This is a genomic window from Nocardiopsis sp. TNDT3 (assembly GCF_003427465.1).
In the GTDB taxonomy this organism is placed as follows: domain Bacteria; phylum Actinomycetota; class Actinomycetes; order Streptosporangiales; family Streptosporangiaceae; genus Nocardiopsis; species Nocardiopsis dassonvillei.
Window position 1 is genome coordinate 1 of record NZ_QPFC01001395.1, and the last position, 3,834, is coordinate 3,834.

A 3,834-nucleotide genomic window follows, 5' to 3' on the forward strand; every position below is an offset into this window, starting at 1 on the left:
GCACGGGGAGCGGAGCGGGGGCCCGAACGCGCGGAGGGGGAGCCCGTCGCGCCGACGCCGGGCTGAGTTCCGACGGAACCGGCGGGCCGTGCGAGCCGCGCCCGGTGCCCCGGGACGGGAAACACCTGAGGATACGGGTGTTCCGGGAGAGAACGAGCCGTTTCGACCGTAGGATCACACCCATGTGCGGTCGTTATGCCCAGTCCCGGAACGTGCACCAGTTGCAGCTCGCCTTCGGCCTGCCCGAGCAGGCCCTTCCCGAGGAGACCGATCCCCGGGCGTGGCCGCCACTGGAGGAGCTGGACCCGGACTACAACATCTCACCGGGCAGGCCCGTGTACGCGGTGCTCGGACCGCCCCCGCAGGGGGAGGACCGGGGCGAGCCGGGGCCCCGCTCCCTGCACACCCTGCGCTGGGGCCTGGTGCCCTCCTGGGCCAAGGACCGCAACATCGGCTACCGGATGATCAACGCCCGCAGCGAGACCATCGCCGACAAGCCCGCCTTCCGCACGGCCTTCCGGCGCCGCCGCTGCCTGCTGCCCGCCGACGCCTACTACGAGTGGCAGCTGATCGGCAGGGACGGGACCGTGCAGGCCAGCACCTCGCCGGTCACCGACCCCCACCACAAGAAGCGCAAGGCCAAGGCGGACAAGAAGCCCTACTCCATCCACTACCCCGACGACCGGCCCCTGGCCCTGGCGGGGATCTTCGAGCGCTGGCGCGACCCCGAGGTGGCCGAGGACGACCCCGCCGCGTGGGTGTGGAGCTGCGCCGTCGTCACCACCGAGGCCGCCCCCGAACTCGCCCACATCCACGAGCGCATGCCCGTCGTCGTGCCCCCCGAGGACTGGGCGGCCTGGCTGGACCCGGCGACCGGGGCCGACGAGCTGGCCCACCTGCTCCAGGACACCCCCGCCGAGCGCTTCGAGGTGGACGAGGTCTCCACCGACGTCAACAGCATCAAGAACAACCGTCCCGACCTGCTCGAACCGCTCTCCGACACCGGGGGAGACGAGCCGCAGACGCTCTTCTGACCCGGGGGAGCGCGGCACGGCCCCGAGCCGACCGCGCTGTCGGGGGTGGCGTGCGGGAGACACTTTTCTATCCCCGGGACGGTGGACAGCCCCGCTCGGCCGACGGATAGAGTGTCCGGGGCCACACGGACCGGGCACGCCCCGGTCACGCGTGCCCGGGGCGCCCCAGGCGTCCCCACATCTTCATACGCAACGCGGGAGCTCGCGCCATGGCGGGCTGAGAGGGCGACTCAACGGTGTCGCCGACCGCAGAACCTGTTCGGGTAATTCCGACGTAGGGAGGCATGCCATGACGGCTCTCGACGGCCGCGACGTCAGTTCCACCGCCGACCACCGGGTGACCACCGGTCCCATCATGGGATCACGCAAGGTCTACAGGGAGGTCGCCACCCCCGAGGGGCACACCCTCCGCGTCCCGCAGCGCCGGGTGGAACTCAGCAACGGCAGCCACTTCGACCTGTACGACACCTCGGGTCCGTACACCGACGACACCGCGCACATCGACGTCCACCGGGGCCTGGCCCCCACCCGCGGGGAGTGGGCCCACGCGCCCGCCCCGTCCGGCGGCGCGACCACCCAGCTGGCCCACGCCAAGGCCGGGACCATCACCCCCGAGATGCGGTTCGTGGCCGCCCGGGAGGGCGTGGACCCCGAGTTCGTCCGCCAGGAGGTGGCCGTGGGCCGGGCGGTCATCCCCGCCAACCGGTGCCACCCCGAGTCCGAGCCGATGATCATCGGCAAGAACTTCCTGGTCAAGATCAACGCCAACATCGGCAACTCCGCCGTCACCTCCTCCGTGCCCGAGGAGGTGGAGAAGATGGTGTGGGCCACCCGCTGGGGGGCCGACACCGTCATGGACCTGTCCACCGGCAAGCGCATCCACGAGACCCGCGAGCGCATCCTGCGCAACTCGCCCGTCCCGATCGGGACCGTACCCATCTACCAGGCCCTGGAGAAGGTCAACGGCGACCCGGCGGCGCTGAGCTGGGAGGTCTACCGCGACACCGTCATCGAGCAGTGCGAGCAGGGCGTGGACTACATGACCGTCCACGCGGGCGTGCTGCTGCGCTACGTGCCGCTCACCGCCCGCCGGGTCACCGGCATCGTCTCGCGCGGCGGCTCCATCATGGCGGCCTGGTGCCTGGCCCACCACAGGGAGAGCTTCCTGTACACCCACTACGAGGAGCTGTGCGAGATCCTCCGGGAGTACGACGTCACCTTCTCCCTCGGCGACGGGCTGCGGCCGGGGTCGATCGCCGACGCCAACGACGAGGCCCAGTTCGCCGAGCTGCGCACCCTGGGCGAACTCACCCACATCGCCCGCGCGCACGACGTGCAGGTGATGATCGAGGGGCCCGGGCACGTGCCGATGCACAAGATCGCGGAGAACGTGCGCCTGGAGGAGGAGCTGTGCGGCGAGGCGCCGTTCTACACGCTCGGCCCCCTGGCCACCGACGTCGCGCCCGGCTACGACCACATCACCTCCGCGATCGGCGCCGCCCAGATCGGCTGGCTCGGTACGGCGATGCTGTGCTACGTCACCCCCAAGGAGCACCTGGGGCTGCCCGACCGGGACGACGTCAAGACCGGTGTGATCACCTACAAGCTCGCCGCGCACGCCGCCGACCTGGCCAAGGGGCACCCCCGGGCGCAGGAGTGGGACGACGAGCTGTCCAAGGCGCGGTTCGAGTTCCGCTGGCAGGACCAGTTCCACCTGGCCCTGGATCCCGAGACCGCGCAGTCCTTCCACGACCAGACCCTGCCCGCCGAACCCGCCAAGACCGCGCACTTCTGCTCCATGTGCGGGCCGAAGTTCTGCTCCATGAAGATCACGCAGGACGTGCGCAGGTACGCCGAGGAGCACGGGCTGGAGACGGTGGCCGCCATCGAGAAGGGCATGGCCGACAAGTCCGCGGAGTTCGCCGAACAGGGTAAGCGGGTCTACCTGCCCCTGGCGGACCAGGAGACCGCGCAGCACCAGTGAGGGATGGGGCGGGGGCGGCGGCGTCCCCGCCCTAGCCGGGCTTGCGCGCGCTCGCCACCAGGTGCACGCCCACGTAGTCGTCGGACTCCGTGGCGCGCAGTTCCATCTCCACCAGGCGTCCCATCGACCTCGGGTCGCGCGCCAGCATCATCTCCACCGTGGAGGCGGACAGCACCGTGCGGGGCTTGACCCACTCCAGCTCCAGACCGGCTTCGGCGACCGCCTCGGTGAGCTGCTCGGCCGTGAAGCACCGCGTGATGGAGCCGTCCGGCCAGGGCACCAGGAGCACGTCCGCGTTGGGCGCGTGGCTCAGCTCGGGCCAGCGGTCCTGCTCGGCCAGCATCGCCATGCCCAGCACCACCGAGTCCACGCACAGCAGGGCGCGGCCCCCCGGGCGCAGCACCCGGCTGACCTGGGCCAGCGCCTCCTCGGTGGCCAGGTGCCGGGACAGCACCCGGTTGTCGGCGATGACCCCGTCGAAGGAGTCCGGGGCGAAGCTGCGCAGGAAGGCGGAGTCGCCCACCACGTGGCGCAGCCGTCCGCGCCGGGCGGGCCGGGGCACCACCGCGCGCCCGTTCACCAGGGTCAGCGGGCGGCGCACCGCCACGTCCACCGACGGCAGCAGGGTGACCACGTCGTGGCCGGCGGCCACGGCGCGCGGGGCGCCCTGGTAGTCCGCACCGGAGAGGTCGAGCAGCAGGGAGGGGGTGTCGGGGAGCCACCGGGCGACCTGCGCCTCTGCGACCGCCCAGTAGAACCGCCAGTAGTCCGACAGGCGGTCGGGGGTGGCGAACTGGGCCGCCGTGGGACGGGGGT

The 3,834-nt window shown here is 71.8% G+C and carries 3 protein-coding genes and 1 riboswitch; of the genes, 2 read left to right on the forward strand and 1 reads right to left on the reverse strand.

The annotated features are described in order from the left end of the window. Nucleotides 1-182: 182 nt before the first annotated feature. Nucleotides 183-1,034, forward strand: coding sequence for an SOS response-associated peptidase (locus tag DQW06_RS28170; protein WP_013154709.1), 852 nt, complete (start codon nt 183-185; stop codon nt 1,032-1,034). A 184-nt stretch (nt 1,035-1,218) separates the two neighbouring features. Next, nucleotides 1,219-1,330, forward strand: a riboswitch (TPP riboswitch). After that, complete coding sequence (gene thiC / locus DQW06_RS28175) at nt 1,324-3,018, forward strand: phosphomethylpyrimidine synthase ThiC (RefSeq protein WP_013154708.1); 1,695 nt, start codon at nt 1,324-1,326, stop codon at nt 3,016-3,018. (Overlaps the previous riboswitch by 7 nt.) 31 nt (nt 3,019-3,049) lie before the next feature. Here the strand turns inward: thiC and DQW06_RS28180 are convergent. Continuing rightward, nucleotides 3,050-3,834: methyltransferase domain-containing protein (locus DQW06_RS28180; RefSeq protein ID WP_117199619.1), on the reverse strand; the 785-nt coding region annotated here is incomplete at its 5' end.